The sequence below is a fragment of the Acinetobacter sp. AS167 genome, from assembly GCF_037152175.1.
Lineage (GTDB): Bacteria > Pseudomonadota > Gammaproteobacteria > Pseudomonadales > Moraxellaceae > Acinetobacter.
On sequence record NZ_JBBCMP010000022.1, the window covers coordinates 12163 to 31820 of the forward strand.

The following is a 19658-nucleotide window of genomic DNA, read 5'->3' on the forward strand; positions in this document are numbered from 1 at the left end:
ATATTAATAATGAATCATTCATTTATGTGGCAAGGACGACAAGATGGGGAGGGTGATGCATATCTTCGACTCCATCAAGTGATCAATACCAGTCCTCAGGCATCTTTTGCTTTCATTGGCTTTAGTTCAGATGAAGGAGTTAAACGCAATCATGGACGCTTAGGTGCAGCAGATGCACCAGATATGATTCGTGCTCAATTGGCAAATTTACCAGTGCATCAACCTGTGACTATTATCGATTTAGGTACGGTGATTTGTGATCATGCTGAACTTGAAATAGCGCAGGCGGAATTAGCGCATCAAGTTGAACGTAGTTTAAATTCCAACATGAAGCCCATTGTGTTAGGTGGTGGACATGAAGTTGCCTTTGGGAGTTTTTCAGGCTTATTTCAATACATTCAAAATAATCATCTAAATAAGAAAATAGGGATTATTAACTTCGATGCACATTTTGATTTGCGCGAAGCTGAATATGTCACTTCAGGCACACCTTTTTTAAATGCTGCTAAACTATCAGAGCAGTTTGATCAAGAATTTAATTACATGTGTATTGGTGTTGCTAAGCATTCAAATACTAAAATTTTGTTTGACACAGCAGCACGTTTAAACTGTAATTATATTTACGATTATGAATTAAAACTGCAAAATGTTGAAAATTTAATCTTAAGAATAAATAATTTTATTAAAAAAGTAGACTATTTGTATATTACGGTTGACCTTGATGTATTTAACGCTAGCATTGCGCCGGGTGTCAGCGCACCTGCGGTGAAAGGAATCGATTTATCTACTTTTGACCCATTATTAGAAGCCATTAAAAAAACTGGCAAGATCAAAGTTTTTGATGTGGCTGAATGTAATCCACGGTTTGATTTGGACAACAGAACTGCCAAATTAGCCGCTTATATCATTTTTAACTACATATTTGATTGATGATTCAAGTGACTTCATCAAAAGGATAAGCAAAGTATGTCTAATTTATCTTATATCTCTCAAAATAACGGTCCATGGTCTACCTACCTTGAACAAATCGAGCGTGTTACACCGCATTTAGAACATCTCAAAGATTATATCGACACCTTAAAGCGACCAAAACGTGCTTTGATTGTCGATGTACCGATTGTTATGGATGATGGTACGATCCGTCATTTTGAAGGCTATCGTGTTCAACATAACTTATCCCGTGGTCCTGGTAAGGGCGGTATTCGCTACCATCCAGATGTAGATCTCAATGAAGTGATGGCTCTCTCTGCTTGGATGACTATTAAAACTGCGGTTTTAAATCTACCTTTTGGTGGTGCAAAAGGTGGTGTTCGTGTCGATCCTCGTCAACTTTCCCCACGTGAATTAGAACGTTTAACACGTCGTTATACCAGTGAAATTAGCCATATTATTGGCCCTCAAAAAGATATTCCAGCACCTGATGTTGGTACCAATCCCAATGTTATGGGTTGGATTATGGATACATATTCATCGGGTCAAGGCCATACAGTAACAGGTGTTGTGACGGGTAAGCCGATTCATTTGGGCGGCTCTTTAGGTCGAATTAAAGCAACTGGGCGTGGAGTATTTATTACAGGCCAACAAGTTGCAGCAAAAATTAAACTTTCTTTAGATGGCGCAAGAGTTGCTGTTCAAGGTTTTGGTAATGTTGGTAGTGAAGCTGCATATCTATTTGCAGATTCGAAATCTATTATTGTAACAATTCAAGACCATACAGGGACGATTTATAATCCTCAAGGTATTGATTTAGCTGCTTTAAAGACTTATTTAGAGAGCAATCAGGGCGTGGGGGGATTTGCTGGCGCTCAAGCGATTAGTGATGAAGATTTCTGGGATGTCGAAATGGATATTTTGATTCCGGCTGCATTGGAAGGTCAAATCACGGTTGAACGTGCGCAGAAATTAACAGCGAAATTGGTACTCGAAGGGGCAAACGGTCCAACTTACCCAGAAGCAGATGATATCTTAATCCAACGTGGTATTACCGTTGTACCTGATGTGATTTGTAATGCAGGCGGTGTAACTGTAAGTTATTTTGAATGGGTTCAAGATATGTCAAGCTACTTCTGGTCGGAAGAAGAAATTAACCAAAGACTCGATAAATTGATGGTTCAAGCGATTAATGATGTATGGCAGACTTCAAATGACAAAGTATGTAGTTTAAGAACGGCTGCCTTTATTTTAGGTTGTGAGCGTATCTTAAAAGCTCGTATGGAACGCGGTATTTTCCCAGGCTAATTTTTTTGTTGTAAGCGTGACCTTAGCAGATCTCTGCTAAGGTCATTTTTATTTTATCTGTTTAAAGCGCATTTTGACAGACTATTTAAACAGCGAATTTATAGAATCTATTGAATTATAAATGCCTTACCAGAATCTTAGTATTATCTACAAATAACATTACATAAACCTTAATTTATCTTACTGTAGATTTTTTACTGCTTTATTTTGTATATAGATTTGAGCAGTTAGTTAAAGAGTATCAATACATTGATCTTACGCGACACCTGATACTACAAGCAAAGTAGTGCTTTGTTTTTACTTAGTATGCAATGCGATAAAAATTATTAGACTGAATTGTAAGAATAAACCTAAATATACCCTGAATAAAATGTCTTAAATTTTGTGTAGTATTTGCCTTTTTATGGTTTTAATTTCACATGAATTAAATTATAAAGTATATTTAGTGTGTGAATAAATTATAGACACTTCTGCTATAAACCTTTTTAGAAAGTAGTTAATAATATGAATAAAATATACTCAAAATGCATCTATGTTTTGAGCATTGGTAGTGTATGTGGCTTTACGACTTTGTTAGCAGCTGCACCGACATTACAATACTTAAAAACCTACCAAAGCTGTATAAATACAGCAAAAACCACAGCAAACAAGCAATTATGCATTAGTGCAGAGCATTTACGTCAGAATGAAAGATTAAACTTGGCAGTAAAAAACCTGACATCTAAACTCTCAGCATATGAACAAAGTAGATTGACCGATGCTCAAGTAGAGTGGCGATCTTTTCAAAATTTTAAAGATGATCAATGTGATCAAGCCGCATTTGATGATGAAAATGCAGCTAAATCTTCAGGTAAAAATATGACAGCACTAGATTGTGACCGACAGTCGCTTGAACGGGTGGTTGAACGCGCTAATGAGTTGGAACAAGGCAATGTGCGGGCCGAATATTATCTTGATCCATAATTTACGATTTCTCACGATGTTTAACTCATCGAAATGTTTTATAAAAAAGTATTTGTTCATTTTAGTGAAGATAAATAACCAGCGTAAGGAAAAGGAAACCTTCTTATGATCAGCAAACAGCAATTGACAACCAATAATCCACAACACCAAATGGATGGACGTAAATTTAGGGCTTTGAGCGTTTTAGCTGTATTAACACTAGGTTTGTCACTAGCAGCCTGTGTTTCAACACCTAATCCTGTGCAACAAGCAGCTGATAAATTGGTTGGGCAACATGTAAATAAAGCGATTGGTATCTTTGGATCACCCACTTATCGCGTTCCTGCAAGTAATAATGGTGGCTCTGCAATGTGGGAAAATTCGGTTGTTTCCCAACATGTTGTACAACAGTTTGTGCAAACAGGAACTGAATATGCAGGGCAGCGTGTTGTTGGACAAACTGGTGGGCAAGGTGTTGTTGGTGCTATTTATGAAAATCAATATCGCCCGACTGGATATTATCAAAATGCGGTACAAGAGCGTGCTCAGTATCTGTGTAATATCACGGCATTGACAGGTCCAGTTGATATTATAACGAGTATTTTAGTGATTGGATGTAAGCAGAGCAAAGATGGTTTGTGATCATCAAAACCAAACTACAGATTTAATCTGACAGATTGCCCATAAGTGGATATCTGTCAGATAGCGTTAATAAGAAGACACACTTACAGAAAATCACCTAGATCAAAATATTTTATCCAAACTCTCAAGCTTCAATTTAGCAAAATATTTTTTGCCAATTTCACTTTCCTATTTTAATTTTACCCCTTCGCTATCGCTATACCAAGTAAGTTAAAATAAGGAAGGTTCAGTGAGTAATTCACAGTGCTTAGAGGATTCTAGCCATTTTAATTATTCAACCAAATCGAAATTAAAATTACAGTAACATGCTAAAAATGAAGCCTAACTCCGATCAATTTTTATTGGTCTTATCATATGAGTAGTATCTATCTCAAAGCATATATCTATGCAAAATAAAGTAATTGCAGTATTTTTCCTGTTATTTTTAGCTAATTTCCTTTATTTTTATTAATTAATATATTATTCATTTGCTTTCGTTTTCATCATTGATAGGCACCTTTGAAGTGGCTAAACTCCATTCACCAAAGCTAGATATTCTCTATGAATTTGGTATAAAGTATATTATGGGAAATCATTTAAAAATCATGAAAATAAATTAAACAATCATAAAAATATTGTAGTAATACTTAGAGAAAAAGAATAAAATTCAATCAAATGCTGTTTGCACATGACCTCATGAAACTGAAAAAACTCATATTTTGTCTAAAGTTAAATCTGAGAAAACTTATTCTATTTTTAGCAATATTCAGCATCGCTATTTTATTTATTGCTTCGCTTTTTGTGAATTATTCTATCCAAAAAAAAGAACTATTAGATACTTCGCTTTCGTTCAATATGGAATATGCCACAAAAATAGCCCAAAAAACTGATTCTCAAATTCAGACTGTGCTAAAACAGTTAAATTATAGTGCGTCTTTACTGGGTAATTCATTTAGTGATGAGCAATTTAAACAATCAGAAGTTGATCGACTTAAATTTCAATCTAATTACTTTGATAGTGTAATCATTTCAGATAAATATGGGCATGTGCTCAATTTCTCACCTTCAAAAATTGCCATTAATAAAAATGTAGTGAATTCCACACTGGGATTTAAACAATCCCTTAAAACTCAAAAGACCGTAATCACAAGCCCATATTATTCAATTAAAAATAATTTAATTGTTTTTATTTCTCAGCCTATTTTTGATAAAAACAAAAATTATCTGGGCTTTATTGGTGGTGCAATTTATTTAAAAGAAAAAAATATTATTAATGAGTTACTAACCCTAAGCTTTAACTATAAAGATAGTTATATGTATGTATTAGATAGTAATAGAAAAATCATTTTTCATCCTGATGCAAGTCGAATAGGCTCTCTTGCAACAGATAATACGGGTCTCAATTATATGACAAGTCATATGATCGGAAAAATAAGGCTCGTCAATAGCAAAGGGGTCGATAATTTAGCAGGCTTTGCAAGAGTAAGTCATACCAATTGGATCATCGTTTCCCAACAACCGACTCATAAGCTTTTAGAAAAAGTTCCTTATCTGATTTATAAAATTATTGCTTATATGCTTGTTTTTTATATTTTAATCTTTCTGATCATCTGGAAAATATCCTATTATATCTCAGCACCATTAAATCGCTTAGCAACAATGGCGAGTCATCTCAATAACCCAGAGACTGCAACTCAAATTAAAAATGTGGATGCTTTATATTATGAGGTAAGAAATTTTAAACGCTCACTGTTACAGAGCTCTTCAAATTTTAAGAAAAAAATATCTACACTCAATCACTATGTAAATACAGATCCGTTAACAGGACTTTATAATCGCAGAGGAATGGAATTACATATTGAACGCTTAATGAAAAATGAAGCAGCGTTTGCAATTATCGCCGTTGATATCGATTATTTTAAAAAAATTAATGACCAATATGGGCATGAAAAAGGAGATTTAGTCCTGACAAAAACTGCACAAAATATTAAGGATTGTGTCAGGAGTATTGATGTTTGTTGTCGGATTGGAGGAGAAGAGTTTGTGATTCTGAGTCCTATCGATAGTCAAAATTTAAGTATTAATATTGCAGAGAGGGTTCGACAGGCATTAGAAGTAACGCCAATCGGAGAAATACCCGCGATTACTGTGTCGATAGGGATAGCGCATTGGCCTGAAATTTCTACAGACATCCATAAGGTGTTTAAAGCAGCTGATGAATATTTATATTTGGCAAAGAAGGATGGACGTAATTGTATTCGTTATAAAAAATAGTTTTAAAAACGACAATTTATCTTCAAGATAAATGCATTTTTTGAGTTAATTTACGTACTATTTCAATCTTAGGATGAAATGTAACAGTGTGTTGGGACTAGATCTGCGTCTAAGGGTGACTTTTCAGATCTCTACAAGATAACAATAATCCGTAGGCTTGTATGAGAAAAAAGAAAGACAGTTTAATTTAAGGTATGCTTAACCTAAATATATTTTTAACTTATTGAAAAACAATGATGTTGGTGGAGTGTTGCTGAAATTATATTCAATTTCAGAATATTGCTTGACTTACTTTTTTTCGTAATGAGGAGCTAAGCTTCTAAAGAATAATCTTCTTGTGTAGCTAGGCTCACCGCAAAACTCTCGACCGTCAGCAAGCCATGTAATGAGTCGTAGAAATAGCCTCAGACAGTTGTGGATGACATTTCCGAATACCCTATTTTTTCAAGAATTTTATATTGTACTCATGTTAATTTATACTCAGTTTATTATGTTGATTGGCATAAATCAGGTTGATGCTTTAGCAACTCCAGCTACGATTAATTCAATAATTGAATCGCCATATTTTTTTAAACCCTTGATATCTTCAGGATTGGCTAAAAAACGTAGAGCCCCATTGGTAATCATCCCAATGATATTATGTCCAGTATTTTCACAATCTAAATTCTCACGAAAAAAACCAGAATCTACCCCATGCTTTAAATAGTTAGCAGTAAAAATACCCGCCATTTGCATCAAGTTTTGAATAAATCTGGTCATTTCAGCATCTATCGAAGTTGCTTCAAGTAATAATAATTTTAGAGTTAGAGGATTCTCTTGTGCAAAAAGACGCAAACGTTCAGAAATTCGCTGACACTGTTCACGGTATTCTTCAATATTATTCACCGCCTGAGGGGCATTTTCACCAGTAAGCAATGCCATGATTTTTTGCATAGTATCCGAAATAACATGCTGCAAAATATTGCGTTTATTTTCAAAATGGCGATAGAAAGTACCATGACCAATGCCTAAGCGTTTGGCAATATCTGAAATGGCTGTTTGATGGTACCCACGCTCAGAAAATTCTAAAAACGCAGCTTCTAAAATATCGGCTTGTAATTGGATACGTTGACGTTCTGCACGACGTAAAGTTGTTGGTTCATTCATAGGCAAAGAATACCAAATAAATATTCAAAATTGTTAAACAATGGAAATTGACAAGTCATTCCGTTTTTGACATTGTGTTCCTAGTGTTTATATTCTAAGCGATTTTCAACATGGAAAAAATGAAAAAAAATACAAAGGATGAAAACTTTTACAAAGTGATTATCGTGGGTGGCGGTTTTGCTGGTCTTGGTGCTGCGATCAGATTAAAACAAGCAGGGATTGAAGATTTCATATTGCTGGAAAAGGCTGCAGAAATGGGCGGGGTCTGGCGTGAAAATACTTATCCAGGCTGCGCTTGTGATGTACCATCCGCACTTTATTCATACTCATTTGAACAAAACCATGCATGGTCACGGGTATTTGCACAGCAAAAAGAAATTAAACAATATTTATTTGATGTGGTAGATAAGTACAAGGTCATGCCACATGTGCATTTGAATCGTGAAGCTTTAAAAGCACAGTGGTCAGATGTAGAAAAGTGCTGGAATATCCAAACCGAAAAGGGTGAGTTGCGCTCTGAATTTGCAATTCTTGCTTGTGGTCCTATGCATGAACCTGTATTGCCTGATGTTAAAGGTATTGAAACCTTTAAAGGGGAAATTTTTCATTCTTCACAATGGCGGCATGATTTAGACTTAACCGCTCAACGAGTTGCGGTGATTGGAACAGGTGCTTCGGCCATCCAGTTTGTACCGCAGATTCAACCACAAGTTAAACAACTGACGATCTTTCAACGTACTGCACAATGGATTTTGCCCAAGTCAGACATGCCATTACTTGCGCCCGTTCGTACCATGTTTAAGCTGTTACCGCTGACTCAACAGCTGATGCGAGGTTCAGTGTATGGAATTTTTGAAACGATAAATGGTGGAATTCAAAGTCCTGCGGCAATGAATCAATTCCAAAAATTAGCCAAATGGCATTTAAATTACCATATTAAAAATCCACAACTACGAGAAAAATTAACCCCAAATTTTATTATGGGTTGTAAACGTATTTTGCAATCTAACAATTGGTATCCTGCTTTAGCAAAAAATAATGTAGAGGTGATTGCCAGCGGTTTATCTGAAATAAATGGTAATACTTTAATTGCAAGTAATGGTGAACGTTGTGAAGCAGACATAATTATTCTTGGTACGGGGTTTGAAATTGCAGAACCGCCAATCGCCAATCGTGTCTATAACCGTTTTGGACAGCGGATGTCAGATGTTTGGCAGGGGAGCCCTGAGGGCTATATGGGAACAATGATAGAAAATTGTCCAAACGGCTTTCTGATGTTTGGTCCAAATGTCGCTGTGAGTTCCTCAGCATTTATTATCATTGAAGCTCAGCTTGATTATATTATTGATGCTTTGAAACAGGCAATTCAATTGGGCATCAAGACTATTGAACCAAATCCAAAAATTACAAAAGTCTTTAATGAAAAAGTCCAAGCAGCTTTGCAAACTACGGTATGGAACAAGGGGGGATGTCAAAGCTATTTTATTGATCGCAATGGGCGCAACAGTACAGTTTGGCCGTGGTCAACCTATAAACTCCGAGCAAAGATGAAACATTTTAATTTAGCTGAGTATTTGATTAATCATCAACCTGAACCAAGCCCAGTGTTAAAGCAAGAAGATATTGTATGAAAAAGGGATTTTAATATTCATCCTATTCAAGCCTATAAAAGAGGATAGATGTGAAATGTACCAAGATTTTAAATAAAGGATAAAGCAATGTTTAAAAAACAAAAATTAAAAGGCAAAGTGATTGCGATTACTGGTGCCGCACGTGGCATTGGTTTAGCAACCGCGGAAGCCTTAATTGCACAAGGTGCAAAAGTCAGTATTGGTGATCTTGATTTAGCACTTGCTGAAAAAGAAGCACAGCGTATTGGTGCAAAAGCTTTTAAAGTGGATGTGCGTGATCGTAAATCATTTGCCCAATTTATTCAAAAAACCATTCAACATTATGGCAGTTTTTATGGTTTAGTGAATAATGCTGGGATTATGCCGATGGGGGCTTTTCTGGATGAAGATCCCGCTTTAGCAGATGCACAAATTGATATTAACTTTCGTGGTGTCATCATTGGCATGCAATTGGCACTTCCCGAATTGCTCAAATATAAACAAGGGCATATTGTGAATATCGCTTCACTTGCAGGCCGTTTTGCTTTGCCAGGTTCAGCGGTTTATTCTGGAACTAAATTTGCTGTGATTGGTCTCACTGAAGCAGTTGCAGGTGAGTTTCGTGATTCAGCTATTCAGTTCACTGCAATTTTACCCAGTAAAGTGCTGACAGAGCTCACCGCTGGAACTGAAAATGCTGCAAAAACGATTCCAGTTGTGACATCACAAGATGTTGCCAATGCAGTTTTGAGTGCTTTGATTAAGCCTCGATTATTTATTGCAGTACCTGATTACTTACAAACAGTACATAGTGCTTATGCCTTATTGCCGCAATGGGCGCAAACAGGTGCACGTCGTATCTTGGGGGATAATGGTATCTTGACTAAACTTGATCATTCTGCCCATTCAAGTTATGCCAAGCGAATTCATAAGTTGGCAGAATAATTGCTTATTAAAAAGAAACTTTTTAAATCAGTTCATTTGGCTCAAAGTAAATACTCCACTTTGAGCCATTTTTTATGGGTGTGGCTAAGATGGATATCATTGCATCTATATTCAATCTGTCAAAAAACTCAGACACAAGAGTAGAATTGATTTAATCAATATTATTAATTAAATTAACTATATGGAAGAAAATTTTTTGTTTATAAAAAAATTGCAATGCCACAGCTTACATTGAAAGTTTAAATACCTTTGCGTAGGCGATGCATCACTTTTCGTAGGGGATGTCAAACTTTGCGCTGCAAACAAAGCTGTGCTTTGTTTTTACTCATGTGCGAGGGGTACGTGCTGTACCCCCGCCCAACGGCGACATCCATGTTAGGATCACTATCTAGGATTCAAAAGTACAAAAACGAATGAATAGCCAACAGTTTCAAAAAGTTTATACGTAACTATAAGCTTCATTTATGATCAATGACTTGATAGAGGTTATTTGTATGAATAATTAGATGGGTTGACTATACCTGAATACGTATTACTGTAAAGCTGGTACTACCATATCTTACTAGGAACGTTTAAGTTTCTATTAGATTGATTTGTATTATTTTTTGGAGCTCAGCATGATTTGTGTTGCTAAGCCAAAAAATACTGTACCCATAAACCATTTTTGCATTTTTAACCAAAGCGCATGACGATTTAAAAGTTGGGTAAAAGAACTGGCAGAAAAAATAAACAACATGTTGATGAACAGACTAATCACAATTTGGACAATACCCAAACTAAGCGTTTGCACTAAAACATCGCCTTGATGTGGTTTGATAAATTGTGGCAGCAAAGCTAAGTACATCATCGCAATTTTAGGATTCAGTAGATTAGTCAAAAAGCCCATCAAAAATAGTTTTGAATTTGAATAAGATTGGTTGCTGGTAATCTCAAAAGGCGAGTGAGGTGATTGAATGGTTTTCCAGCCAAGATAAATCAGGTAGAACGCGCCAGCAATTTTTAAAATATCGTATGCAACTGGAATCGTCATTAATAAAGCAGTAATTCCAAAAGCAGCACATAGCATATAAAATACAAAACCGAGTGCTGTGCCTCCCAATGAAACCATCCCCGCAGTTTTGCCCTGACACAAGGACCTTGAGACCAGATAAATCATATTTGGACCAGGGGTGAGAGCCATACCTAGGGCAATCAAGGCAAAAGCAAATAAAGTAGAATCCATATGTTCAATATCAATTATTCTGTAGGGTGATGTTTTGTTGGATACATTCTGCGAGTTTGACTTTATCTTGAGGATGCAAGGTAATGAAGTAGGCACCTACACGATATTGCTCGTTTTCAGCAGGTTCAGAGTACGCAATTTGTGCCGTTGCTGCAATATGGAAGAAATTTTCAGGATGGCTCAGGGTGACATGAATAAAGCTACCTTGTTTCAGGTATTGTTGGCTGGTAAAACTAAAGCCACTTTCAGAAAAATTGACTTTTTGTGGCGTTGGTAACATGGTTTGTACAATAGAATCGTAAAGAGAACCAGTAATAAGGTTTAACTTTTGGTTGAATAAGGATAAGATTCGAGCAATTTGTTGATCTTTTTCATTTAATTGTTCTAATTCGTAGTGAAGTGCATGATCAAATTGATCTAATTCTGCAAGTAGTAGAAAATAGCGCGGTAATACAAAATTAGCATCATATGGATCGTTCAGCGCAACTTCTTCAGAAATGATTTGATAGTTGATCCTTAACGCAGCATCGATTCGTGACATGACACGACGTTCATTTGCTTCATTTTGATGCTGTAACGCTTCCATAAAACACCTCGGACTAGAATGGTATGTTTAAACCAATCTCGCTGTATATAGGGTTGAGATACACTCGCGCACGGCGTAGTAATCACTTTATTTCTTTTATCGCTTTGGTTTCCATGATCGGTCTAACCTTAGGGGTTGCTGTACTGATTACAGTTTTATCTGTTATGAATGGTTTTGACCGAGAGTTAAAGAACCGTGTTTTAGGTATGATACCTCAAGCCACTGTTTCTTCAACACAAATTCTAACAGACTGGCCTGTACTTGCAAAGAAAATTGAACAACATAAGCATGTGACTGGTGTTGCTCCATTTACCCAACTACAAGGTATGCTTACTGCACAAGGACAGGTCGCCGGCATCATGGTGACTGGTATTGAACCTCAATATGAAAAGAAGGTTTCAATTATCCAAAATCATATGGTGGAAGGTAGCATAGATCAACTAAAAAAAGGTGAATATGGCATTGTTCTAGGCAAACAAATGACTGACGCGTTAGGCCTTGGTCTAAATGACAATGTCACCTTGGTTTTACCTGAAGCAACCCCTTCGCCAGCAGGGGTTGTGCCACGTTTTAAACGTTTTAAAATTGTGGGTATTTTTAGTATAGGTGCGGAAGTTGATTCGAGTTTAGGTTACATCGCACTCAATGATGCATCTACGCTATTACGTCTACCTGACGGTGCGCAAGGTGTGCGTATGAAACTGGATGATATTTTCCAAGCGCCACAGGTTGCCAATGAAATTGTTCGTGAGTTACCAAACGGATTCTATGCCTCAGATTGGACCTATACGCATGGTAATTTATTCAGCGCAATCCAAATGGAAAAGGCAATGGTCAGTCTATTGTTATTCCTAATCGTACTTGTTGCTGCATTTAATATTGTCTCTTCATTGGTCATGGTTGTGACGGATAAAAAATCAGACATCGCAATTTTGAGAACATTAGGCGCATCACCTGCAACAATTACCCGCATTTTTATGGTGCAAGGTACTGTGATTGGTGTGGTTGGAACTGTCGCTGGTGCAATCTTGGGGATTATCTCTGCCTTAGGAATTAGTAACTTTATTGGCTGGTTGAATACTGCATTTGGATTACATTTATTCGATGCTTATTTTATCAACTACTTACCTTCTTATTTAAGATGGCAAGATGTCGTGGTGATTGTGAGCTTGTCCTTGGGCCTCAGCTTTATTGCAACCATTTACCCAGCATTGCGAGCAGCTAAAATTCAGCCTGCGGAGGCGCTTCGTTATGAATAGTGCTACACAAAGTCCAGTGGTTTTAGAGGCACAAAATATCTATAAATCGTTTACTGATGGTAAGTCACATGTAGACGTGATTACAGGCTTATCCTTACAAGTAGCGCAAGGTGAGTTTGTCTCCATTGTGGGTTCAAGTGGGTCAGGTAAAAGTACGCTATTACATATTTTGGGAGGGCTAGATCGCCCTACCCAAGGTCTGGTAAATTTAAATGGCAGACGTTTTGATAACTTGGGTGAAGCTGAACGTGGTTTTTTACGTAATGAACATTTAGGCTTTGTCTATCAGTTTCATCATTTATTGCCTGAATTTACTGCACTTGAAAATGTCGCAATGCCGTTGATGTTAAGAAAAGATGCGGAGTATAAAAAGGTTAAAGAACGTGCTGAATATTTACTTGAACGTGTTGGATTATCGCATCGTTTAACGCATCAACCTGGTGAGTTATCAGGTGGTGAACGTCAACGTGTAGCTTTAGCACGTGCTTTGGTGACACAACCGAAGTTAATGTTAGCCGATGAACCGACAGGGAATCTAGATCGCAAAACAGCAAAATCTATTTTTGAATTACTGCGTGATTTACGTGAGGAGTTCAATATGGCAATGTTGATTGTGACGCACGATGAGCAACTGGCAAAATCAGCAGATAAAATCCTACATATGCAAGATGGTGTCTGGATTGATGGCTAATTTTAGCACTCATTTGATGATATCATTCTAAAGTGAGGTATATTTTTTAAACTTAAGCCCAATAACTGATTGGGCTTAATCAATAAAACACTGAAAACAATAAATAGAAAAACTATGTACATATATATTGCTTTAATTGGATGGATATTGGGTATCTCTTTTATGGGATACCATTCACCAGCTTCTTTAACTCTCTTGGTATGGATTAGCTTAGCCTTAAGTCTTTTGCTATTTAAATTTTATCGGTCGAAGTATAGATTGATTAATTCCTTGGTATTTAAACTGATCTATTTAGGCTTAGTCGGTATATCATGTGGTCTAATCGGTTGGCATTATGCAGATTCAGCACTCGAAAAAAGATTAAGCTTACGTGATACATCAGCTCATCAAATTGAAAAAATTATTTATATTTCTAGCATAAATACGATTAAGCAAACCAACTCATCCTTTAGTTCCCAACTCCCCCGTACTCAACAGCGTATTCAACAAAAAGTATTGTTACTCGGACTAAAACAAGCCACACAAATGTTAATGTATCTGGATGATTCACAGTCTGAAATGATCCAACTAGGCCAATATTATCGAGTAAGAGGGCAAATCAAACCAATTCACGGTTATGCTGTCGCTGGTGCTTTTGATAAAGAAAAATGGTTTCTACAACAAAACATTCTCGGTGTATTCAAGGCTCACTCATTTGAACATATCGATGAAATTCAAGTGAAACAGTTGGGTTATACATCCTTTATTCGTCAACAGAATACCTTGCTTTATAGAGCTCAACTCAGTATCGAAAAGTTACGTCTAAAATTTCGCCATTGGATTGTAGTTTCATCATTACATAATAAGGGATTGCTCTTGGCCTTATTAACCGGTGATGAAAGCTTATTGGCGAATGAAACACATGAGTTATTTAAAAAATTGGGCATCTCTCATTTACTTGCAATCTCTGGACCGCACGTATTAATTTTTGCAAGTTTGTTTTGTTTTTTGTTTAATTCAATCATTAAAAAAGCTTATCCACAGATTTTTTTGAGAATTCCACAACCTTATTTATTGATCTTTCCTTTTTTAGCCTGTGTGGTGTTTTATAGCGCTTTTGTTGGTTTTGAAATTCCCGCGTTAAGAACCATGCTGACAGTCACAATTTTGATTTTTATTATTTTATTCAAGCAAAAAATTCAACCTCTTAAGCATCTATTATTGACAGCCAGTATTTTATTAGTAATTGATCCTTTTAGTATTCTATCTTCTGCTTTTTGGTTATCCTTTGGTTCATGTTTTATTTTGATTCGTGTCTATCAGACTGTTCAGCAACATTCGAATCAAACTGTAGAGACATGGAAAACTAAGACTAAACTATTTATACGAGTATTAATTGATTCGCAATGGAAAATATTTATTGCATTATTACCAGTGGTGCTGTGGATATTTCAACAATTTTCATGGATCACACCCTTGAGCAATTTGATCGCAATTCCAATGATTGGTGCAATAATTGTTCCTATTGAAGTCATGGCGGCATGCATGAGTATACTTTTTGATCCTTTAGGTGGAGTACTCTTTAAAGTTTCTGATATTTTTTTGTCTATATTGTTGTATTTACTGGAAAAGTTGGATCAGTTTCTCAATTTTAAATTGAATTGGTGGGCATTCAATTCTTTGCAAATTATTTGCATTGCTTTGACTGTGTTTATTATCTTTCTGCCCAAAGGTGTGCTTCCCAAATTTTGGGCAATACTCTGCTTAGCACCGTTAGTAATATCACATAAAAATTCTTCAAGATTCCAACTTGATGTCATAGATGTTGGGCAAGGACAGGCAATTTTTTTAAATTTGCCTGAACATAAAATGCTGATTGATACAGGTGGCACATTTGATGAAGAGCAATTCAGTATTGGTAAAAAAGTCATTATTCCATATCTTATGCGACAAGGCATTGCTCAATTGGATCAAGTGATTCTGACCCATTTAGATCAAGACCATAGTGGTGCATTTGCAGAAATAGAGAAGGTCGTCAAAATTGACAAAGTTTATTCAAATGAAATAGATGAGCTTCTTAATCAGCATAAATTTGAGTATTGTCATCAAGGGCAATATTGGCAATATGAAGATGTTCGGATTTCTGTTTTGGCGCCTGCTAAAAATAGCCTAAGCAAAGCTCGGTATGACAGAAATGGACTCTCATGCATCATTTATATTCAAGTTCCTCAGTCGAAATCACATCAAAATTTTTTATTGATGGGGGATGCTGGGTGGGAAACGGAATATAATCTATTAGCACAATATCCAGATTTAAAAGTAGATGTCTTAGTGCTAGGTCATCATGGTAGCAAAAATAGTTCTTCATACGACTTTTTAAAGCAATTACAACCTAAACTTGCGATTGTATCGGCTGGATATGCCAATCGCTATGGTCATCCACATCCGATTGTATTGAAACGGCTAGAGGCTTTGAATATTCCAGTCAAAACCACTATTGAACAAGGTTCTATTCAATTTAAGCTAAATTCGCAAGGGCAGATGGAGTTGATAGGTTATCGGCAAAACTTAAAGTGGCTCGCTTCCCATGATCGTCTCATTGCGGATTGAATTGATCATTTCCATCGCTTCTTTATTCGGAACATTATAAATCTGTTTTAGTTTTGGGTGAGCTTTAAAACGTTTATAACTCCAGTGATAATGTTCTGGGTATTGGCAGATTAATTTTTCGAGCGCAGTGTAAATAATATGTGTGCCCTGATTTGCATCGACCTGATAGATATTTTCATCAATAGGTTGAACGACCATATCAAAACCCTGATTTTCGTTTCTAATAGCATATAGCAAGAGTGCTTTGGATTTGGTCTTTTGGATCAGCTTTGCACTTAAATTACTTGAAAAGAGTGGAATCCCAAAATACTCAATAAGTTCTCCCCCTTGATGTGGCGAATGGTCAGGCAAAATAACGGTGGTACCTCCTTGTTTTAAAGCTCTAAATATTTGCCGGACGCCAGATTCATCTGTTGGAACCAGTGTGGCATTTTCGCGACCTCGCGCAGCACGTACGAAACGATCTGCACTTTCATCTTTAATTGGTTCATACATAATGGTCATTTGCGTATATTGGGCAAACCATGCGTTCATAATTTCCCAAGTACCGAAATGAGGCACGACCAGTACAAGGCCTTTTTTTTCCGCAATTGCTTCATGGAAATGGTGCTCACCTTCAATATGGTGAATACGGTCGATATTTACTTGATTTGAACTTCCCCAAACCGTAAAAAACTCCATATAAGACTGTAATTCATTGCGAATTGCATGCTCTGTAATTCTTTCGCGTTTGGATTTATCTAGGTCTGGAAAGCAAATTTCAATATTTAAACGAATGGTTTCAGAGGTTTTGGTGATACGTAATAAGTTGACAAGTCCAGCCAAAATGCGCGCGATAAAACGTGCGATTGGGATCGGCAGTCGACTGAAAAAATTGAGAAGTCGCGAAGTTGAGGTTTTATCAGTCATCCGGATCTAAAATTAAAGCGCAGGTTAAGTAATAGTGAGATTTAGCAAATTATTATAAGTTAAATCGTAATGATTAAATAGATTATACGGATTCCGTGTATATAATGAAGCATGAATAATTAATTTGGATGGTATAAATGTCAGATTGGCCGCCGAAACCTCAAAATGACAATACAAATTTGAATTCCTCTGCGGGTCAACAGCCTACAGGACAGGAATGGAAGATCTTAGAGAAAGCTGTTCTTGCTTCAGTTGAAGAGCAACGCCGTACTCGTCGCTGGGGGATCTTCTTTAAAATACTCACTTTTCTTTATATTCTCTTTGTCTTAGTTGCACTGGGTAAGAGTTGTTCATTATCAGGGGCAGATGATGGAACAATAACTTCAGAGAATCATTTAGGGGTTGTCAATATCGTTGGTACAATTGATTCAAGTAGTCAAGGTGTAAATAGTACCGATACGATTAAATCATTAAAGAAAGCATTTCAAGCAAAGTCTGCTCAAGCTGTAGTATTGAATGTGAATTCCCCAGGTGGATCACCAGTTCAGTCTGATGATATTTGGCAAGAGATTCAGTACCTCAAAAAACAAAATCCAGAGAAAAAAGTATATGCTGTGATTGGTGATATGGGAGCTTCAGGTGCTTATTATATTGCATCAGCAGCAGACGAAATTTGGGTAAATCCATCGAGTTTGGTGGGATCAATTGGTGTGATTATGCCGAACTATGGGGTAAATGGTTTAGCGCAAAAATTAGGTGTTGAAGACCGAACGATGACTTCGGGAAGTAATAAAGACATACTGAGTATGACGAAACCGATTAATCCAGAACAACGTGCGCATATTCAAGCTTTATTGGACAATGTACATGATCACTTTATCGATGCTGTGAAAAAAGGCCGTGGTGAAAAGCTGAAATCGCAAGATCCAGCGATCTTCTCTGGTTTATTCTGGACGGGTGACCAAGCAATTAAATTGGGTATCGCAGATAAAGCAGGGAATATGGAAACATTAAAACGCGAATTAAAAGTGAAAAAGACAGTTAATTATACGGTTGAACGTAGCCCATTTGACTCAGTTCTAGGCCGTTTAGGTTCAGAAATGGGTCATGGTTTAGGTACAGCCGTGAGCCAGAAACTTGGTATGAATCAAGATGTGAAAATGCAATAGTTCAAGTCTGGTAGATCAGTAAAGAACAATATATTGTATTCTTGTTCTTTACTGAGCCATACAGGATAAAAAACAAAAATATGAAAAAAGAAGATGAAAAAATAAGTCCAACACGATTCTAAAGCTCTATTTTCTTCTTACTTTATGCCATTTTAGCTGGTTTAAACCTGTTTAAGTCATTTGAATGACATCGCTTATTGTAAAACAATAGCAGTGAGTTCACTTAAAATATTTAACTGAATCCAATTTATCAGCTACAGTATTTGCAATTCGTCATATTCAGAGCGTAACACAAGACATGGTTAGTCTATCTCACATGAAACCTGTTATTCATTTTGCCCATGCCAATGGTGTGCCATCTAAAGTCTATATGAAACTATTTGATTTATTGAAAGATCAATATGATGTGATTTATGTTTCTTTATTAGGCACAGATCAACGTTATCCTATTGATAACAATTGGTCGAATTTTGCAGATCAAGTGATTGATAGTATTGTGCAACAATCTAATGGACGTAAAGTCATAGGCTTAGGTCATTCATTAGGCGCTGTTGCAACTTTTTTAGCGTCGTTTAAACGTCCAGATTTATTTGAACAAGCAATTTTATTGGATCCTCCATTGATTATGGGAACCGCATCCTTTGTCTTTAATCTTGCAAAGAAATTTTATCCTCAAAAAATCGATGCGATGACACCAGCTCACCTCAGCTTACGCCGTCGAGATCATTGGGAATCGCGTCAACAAGCCGCAGAATTGTTACGTCCAAAGGGGTTTTATCAGCATTTTGACGCAGATTGTTTTAATGCTTATATCGATTATGCGCTAACAGAAGATCATGTTCGTGGTGGCGTGACTTTGACCATTCCTAAGGATGTTGAAGTTGCAATTTTTAGAACTGGTCCTTCTTATTGGTGGTTACCTCATCCACAACCACAAGTTCCAATAGATTTAGTTATTGGTTCTGAGAGCCCTTTTCTAAAACGTAAATTTCCACAAATTACCAAAAAGAAATTTAATATTCCTTTTACTCTGACGGCTGGAGGACATATGTTTCCTTTAGAACATCCAGTTGAAACTGTTAACTTAATTAAAAAGTTGATTCAACAAAATTTATCTAATACCCATTAATCAGTGTTGAATGGGTTACAGATTGTACCTCTCTCTATAGTCAACCTGTCAAAAAACTCGGACACAAGAATATAATAGATTTAATTAATATTTTTAATTAAATCCATTATATGGAAAGATAAATTATTTGATTGTAAAAAGTTTGCAATACAAAATCTTACATTCAAAGTTTAAATATCTTTGCGTAGGCGCTGCCTCATTTTTGCACGACAAAAACCAGTGCTTTGTTCTTGCTCAGATGAAAAGATACCGTCTTAACTGTCAAGCAAATTATTTAAGGATTCATGCCTTATAATTTGCCTGATAAGGTTGTTGGTTTTTAAGAACA

16 protein-coding genes are annotated in these 19658 nt (G+C 36.4%); 12 read left to right on the forward strand and 4 right to left on the reverse strand.

What is annotated here, in order from left to right:
* Window positions 1-9: 9 nt before the first annotated feature.
* The 5 genes from hutG to WFN33_RS19785 all read left to right on the forward strand — a co-directional run bounded on the left by hutG (window position 10) and on the right by WFN33_RS19785 (window position 6075).
* Window positions 10-930 carry a formimidoylglutamase gene (hutG, locus tag WFN33_RS19765; protein ID WP_336954748.1) on the forward strand — a complete coding sequence of 307 codons (921 nt, stop codon included), beginning with the start codon at window positions 10-12 and terminating at the stop codon, window positions 928-930.
* A gap of 36 nt (window positions 931-966) precedes the next feature.
* Complete coding sequence (locus tag WFN33_RS19770; RefSeq protein WP_336954749.1) at window positions 967-2238, forward strand: Glu/Leu/Phe/Val family dehydrogenase; 1272 nt, start codon at window positions 967-969, stop codon at window positions 2236-2238.
* Window positions 2239-2742: 504 nt separating this feature from the next.
* Window positions 2743-3201, forward strand: coding sequence for a lysozyme inhibitor LprI family protein (locus tag WFN33_RS19775; protein ID WP_336954750.1), 459 nt, complete (start codon window positions 2743-2745; stop codon window positions 3199-3201).
* Between the two features lie 105 nt (window positions 3202-3306).
* Window positions 3307-3822 carry a hypothetical protein gene (locus WFN33_RS19780; protein WP_336954751.1) on the forward strand — a complete coding sequence of 172 codons (516 nt, stop codon included), beginning with the start codon at window positions 3307-3309 and terminating at the stop codon, window positions 3820-3822.
* Window positions 3823-4497: 675 nt separating this feature from the next.
* Window positions 4498-6075 carry a sensor domain-containing diguanylate cyclase gene (locus WFN33_RS19785; RefSeq protein ID WP_336954752.1) on the forward strand — a complete coding sequence of 526 codons (1578 nt, stop codon included), beginning with the start codon at window positions 4498-4500 and terminating at the stop codon, window positions 6073-6075.
* A 507-nt stretch (window positions 6076-6582) separates the two neighbouring features.
* On the opposite strand, the gene WFN33_RS19790 is transcribed toward WFN33_RS19785, so the two are convergent.
* Window positions 6583-7221 carry a TetR/AcrR family transcriptional regulator gene (locus WFN33_RS19790; RefSeq protein WP_336954753.1) on the reverse strand — a complete coding sequence of 213 codons (639 nt, stop codon included), beginning with the start codon at window positions 7219-7221 and terminating at the stop codon, window positions 6583-6585.
* A 110-nt stretch (window positions 7222-7331) separates the two neighbouring features.
* On the opposite strand from WFN33_RS19790, the gene WFN33_RS19795 reads away from it, so the two are divergent.
* Together WFN33_RS19795 and WFN33_RS19800 are read left to right on the forward strand one after the other, a co-directional pair.
* Complete coding sequence (locus WFN33_RS19795) at window positions 7332-8852, forward strand: flavin-containing monooxygenase (RefSeq protein WP_336954754.1); 1521 nt, start codon at window positions 7332-7334, stop codon at window positions 8850-8852.
* An 87-nt stretch (window positions 8853-8939) separates the two neighbouring features.
* Window positions 8940-9776, forward strand: a complete 837-nt coding sequence (locus WFN33_RS19800) for an SDR family oxidoreductase (protein ID WP_336954755.1) — start codon at window positions 8940-8942, stop codon at window positions 9774-9776.
* Window positions 9777-10374: 598 nt separating this feature from the next.
* Here the strand turns inward: WFN33_RS19800 and WFN33_RS19805 are convergent.
* Together WFN33_RS19805 and WFN33_RS19810 are read right to left on the reverse strand one after the other, a co-directional pair.
* Entirely contained in the window at window positions 10375-10998 is a 624-nt protein-coding gene (locus tag WFN33_RS19805) for a LysE family translocator (RefSeq protein ID WP_336954757.1), read from the reverse strand.
* A gap of 10 nt (window positions 10999-11008) precedes the next feature.
* On the reverse strand, window positions 11009-11584 hold the full coding sequence (locus tag WFN33_RS19810) for a PilZ domain-containing protein (RefSeq protein WP_004721776.1): 576 nt from the start codon (window positions 11582-11584) through the stop codon (window positions 11009-11011).
* A 23-nt stretch (window positions 11585-11607) separates the two neighbouring features.
* Between WFN33_RS19810 and WFN33_RS19815 the strand changes: the two genes are divergently transcribed.
* The 3 genes from WFN33_RS19815 (at window position 11608) to WFN33_RS19825 (ending at window position 16123) form a co-directional block, all read left to right on the forward strand.
* Window positions 11608-12843: a lipoprotein-releasing ABC transporter permease subunit gene (locus WFN33_RS19815; protein WP_336954758.1), complete on the forward strand. Its 1236-nt coding sequence runs from the start codon at window positions 11608-11610 to the stop codon at window positions 12841-12843.
* Window positions 12836-13534, forward strand: coding sequence for a lipoprotein-releasing ABC transporter ATP-binding protein LolD (gene lolD, locus WFN33_RS19820; RefSeq protein WP_336954759.1), 699 nt, complete (start codon window positions 12836-12838; stop codon window positions 13532-13534). The genes WFN33_RS19815 and lolD overlap by 8 nt, the downstream gene beginning before the upstream one ends.
* Before the next feature lie 162 nt (window positions 13535-13696).
* Entirely contained in the window at window positions 13697-16123 is a 2427-nt protein-coding gene (locus WFN33_RS19825) for a DNA internalization-related competence protein ComEC/Rec2 (protein ID WP_336954763.1), read from the forward strand.
* On the opposite strand, the gene WFN33_RS19830 is transcribed toward WFN33_RS19825, so the two are convergent.
* Window positions 16082-17032, reverse strand: a complete 951-nt coding sequence (locus WFN33_RS19830) for a lysophospholipid acyltransferase family protein (RefSeq protein ID WP_336954760.1) — start codon at window positions 17030-17032, stop codon at window positions 16082-16084. The genes WFN33_RS19825 and WFN33_RS19830 overlap by 42 nt on opposite strands.
* Window positions 17033-17169: 137 nt before the next feature.
* Here WFN33_RS19830 and sppA point away from each other — a divergent pair, with 137 nt between their 5' ends.
* Together sppA and WFN33_RS19840 are read left to right on the forward strand one after the other, a co-directional pair.
* The gene (sppA, locus tag WFN33_RS19835; RefSeq protein WP_336954761.1) at window positions 17170-18201 is read left to right on the forward strand and encodes a signal peptide peptidase SppA; all 1032 of its coding nucleotides are present in this window, start codon (window positions 17170-17172) and stop codon (window positions 18199-18201) included.
* Between the two features lie 316 nt (window positions 18202-18517).
* Window positions 18518-19330, forward strand: coding sequence for an alpha/beta fold hydrolase (locus tag WFN33_RS19840; RefSeq protein ID WP_336954762.1), 813 nt, complete (start codon window positions 18518-18520; stop codon window positions 19328-19330).
* Window positions 19331-19658 lie beyond the last annotated feature (328 nt).

Bases quoted from the DNA above. Each gene is read 5' to 3' on its own strand.
- WFN33_RS19805 (WP_336954757.1), bottom strand. From the start codon at position 10,998: ATGGATTCTACTTTATTTGCTTTTGCCTTGATTGCCCTAGGTATGGCT.
- sppA (WP_336954761.1), top strand. From the start codon at position 17,170: ATGTCAGATTGGCCGCCGAAACCTCAAAATGACAATACAAATTTGAAT.
- WFN33_RS19840 (WP_336954762.1), top strand. From the start codon at position 18,518: ATGAAACCTGTTATTCATTTTGCCCATGCCAATGGTGTGCCATCTAAA.
- WFN33_RS19830 (WP_336954760.1), bottom strand. From the start codon at position 17,032: ATGACTGATAAAACCTCAACTTCGCGACTTCTCAATTTTTTCAGTCGA.
- WFN33_RS19815 (WP_336954758.1), top strand. From the start codon at position 11,608: ATGTTTAAACCAATCTCGCTGTATATAGGGTTGAGATACACTCGCGCA.
- WFN33_RS19825 (WP_336954763.1), top strand. From the start codon at position 13,697: ATGGGATACCATTCACCAGCTTCTTTAACTCTCTTGGTATGGATTAGC.
- WFN33_RS19790 (WP_336954753.1), bottom strand. From the start codon at position 7,221: ATGAATGAACCAACAACTTTACGTCGTGCAGAACGTCAACGTATCCAA.
- WFN33_RS19785 (WP_336954752.1), top strand. From the start codon at position 4,498: ATGAAACTGAAAAAACTCATATTTTGTCTAAAGTTAAATCTGAGAAAA.
- WFN33_RS19800 (WP_336954755.1), top strand. From the start codon at position 8,940: ATGTTTAAAAAACAAAAATTAAAAGGCAAAGTGATTGCGATTACTGGT.
- WFN33_RS19795 (WP_336954754.1), top strand. From the start codon at position 7,332: ATGGAAAAAATGAAAAAAAATACAAAGGATGAAAACTTTTACAAAGTG.
- hutG (WP_336954748.1), top strand. From the start codon at position 10: ATGAATCATTCATTTATGTGGCAAGGACGACAAGATGGGGAGGGTGAT.
- lolD (WP_336954759.1), top strand. From the start codon at position 12,836: ATGAATAGTGCTACACAAAGTCCAGTGGTTTTAGAGGCACAAAATATC.
- WFN33_RS19775 (WP_336954750.1), top strand. From the start codon at position 2,743: ATGAATAAAATATACTCAAAATGCATCTATGTTTTGAGCATTGGTAGT.
- WFN33_RS19770 (WP_336954749.1), top strand. From the start codon at position 967: ATGTCTAATTTATCTTATATCTCTCAAAATAACGGTCCATGGTCTACC.
- WFN33_RS19780 (WP_336954751.1), top strand. From the start codon at position 3,307: ATGATCAGCAAACAGCAATTGACAACCAATAATCCACAACACCAAATG.
- WFN33_RS19810 (WP_004721776.1), bottom strand. From the start codon at position 11,584: ATGGAAGCGTTACAGCATCAAAATGAAGCAAATGAACGTCGTGTCATG.